Origin of the sequence: Kitasatospora sp. NPDC058492 (genome assembly GCF_042720685.1) — a bacterium.
Lineage (GTDB): Bacteria > Actinomycetota > Actinomycetes > Streptomycetales > Streptomycetaceae > Kitasatospora.
Window position 1 is genome coordinate 77523 of record NZ_JBHXMU010000004.1, and the last position, 1804, is coordinate 79326.

General features: G+C 69.7%; 1 protein-coding gene. It reads left to right on the top strand.

The features are described 5' to 3' along the window. Window positions 1-636: 636 nt before the first annotated feature. Window positions 637-1804, top strand: a 1168-nt coding sequence (locus ACFWPI_RS04160; protein ID WP_380424566.1) for a chitinase, incomplete at its 3' end; no start/stop codon positions are given.

Here is a 1804-nt window from a genome sequence, read left to right on the forward strand (position 1 = left end):
TTTAACCCCCCGGTTCGGGGGGGTGGGTTTTTTTTAAAAACACACCGCGTGCCCCGGGGCCCGCGGGGCCCGCCCCCCCGCCGGGGGGCGCGCGGCCACGGCACCTTCATTCTTCGGCGGCGCCATTTTTCGGTGCATCCGCCCTTCGGTAGCGCGGCCACCCCGCACCACCGGCCACCTCCGCCGCACCGCCCACCTCCACAGCCCCGGCCGCACCGCGCACACCCGGCCGATCGGGCGGCCCTTCGGCCACGGGGGCGGTGTGTTGACGAACTGTTAGGTCTCTTGACAGACCAGTGGTCTAGTCCAACCATAAGCATGTCGATCCGACCGGGATGCACTGTGGGGGTGTGACCACCGGCGGCTGAGGCACTGCCCTGCCCTGCCCTGCCCTGTCCCGCACCACCCCCGCTCCGTACGGCGTGCGCACACGCGTACCCGCCACCCGCCTCCGCGCGAGTCGGTGGGCTTCCGCGCGCCCGCACACCCGGACACCCAGCAGTCCCGCACGTCAGCACACCCGCACACCCACACGTCCGCACGTCCGGGCCCGCGCGGCCGACCCCACACGGCCGTCGCGCCCCGATCACGCGCGTATCCCCAACGTCCTGCCCCACCACGTATGTTGGAGAATCCATGCGTCTACGCAGAACCATCCAGGCGGCCCTGACGGCCTGCGCCACGCTGGCCGCGTCGGCCGGCCTGGTCGCCGCCGGGACGGGCTCCGCCCAGGCCGCGACCCCGCTCCCCAGCCGGGTCTTCGCCCCCTACTTCGAGTCCTGGACCGGGCAGAGCCCCGCCGCCCTGGCCGCCCAGTCCGGGGCCAAGCACCTGACGATGGCGTTCCTCCAGGCCGCCACCAAGGGCTCCTGCACCCCGTACTGGAACGGCGACACCTCAAAGCCGGTCTCCTCCTCGACCTTCGGCGCCGACATCGCCACCATCCGGGCCAACGGCGGGGACGTGATCCCCTCCTTCGGCGGCTACACCGCCGACAACACCGGCACCGAACTGGCCGACAGCTGCACCGACGTCAACCAGATCGCGGCAGCCTTCGAGAACCTCGTCACCACCTACGACGTCAGCCGGATCGACCTCGACATCGAGGACAACTCGCTGACCAACACGGCCGGAATCGACCGCCGCAACAAGGCGATCAAGATCGTGCAGGACTGGGCCGCCGCCAACGGGCGCAACGTCCAGTTCTCCTACACGCTGCCGACCACCACCACCGGGCTGGCCTCCAGCGGCCTCGCCGTGCTGAAGAACGCGGTCAGCAACAACGCCCGGATCGACGTCGTCAACATGATGACCTTCGACTACTACGACGGCGCCACCCACGACATGGCGGCCGACACCCAGACCTCCGCGCAGGGCCTCTACAACCAGCTCGCCAAGCTCTACCCGACCAAGACCCCCGCCCAGCTGTGGGGTTCGATCGGGATCACCGAGATGGCCGGCATCGACGACTACGGCGCGGCCGAGACCTTCACCGTGGCCAACGCCACCACCGTCTACAACTGGGCGGTGTCGAAGGGCATCAACACGCTGTCCTTCTGGGCGCTCCAGCGCGACAACGGCGGCTGCCCGGGCAAGGCGGGGGACGACTCCTGCTCCGGCATCAGCCAGAACACCTGGGACTTCACCCACATCTTCGCGCCGTTCACCAGCGGATCGACGGTGACCAACGACTTCTCCGTGGCCGTCAACCCCAACTCCGCGACGGTCACCGCTGGTTCGTCCACGTCCGCGGCCATCGCCACGGCGGTGACGGCGGGCTCGGCGCAGAACCTCAACCTGTCGG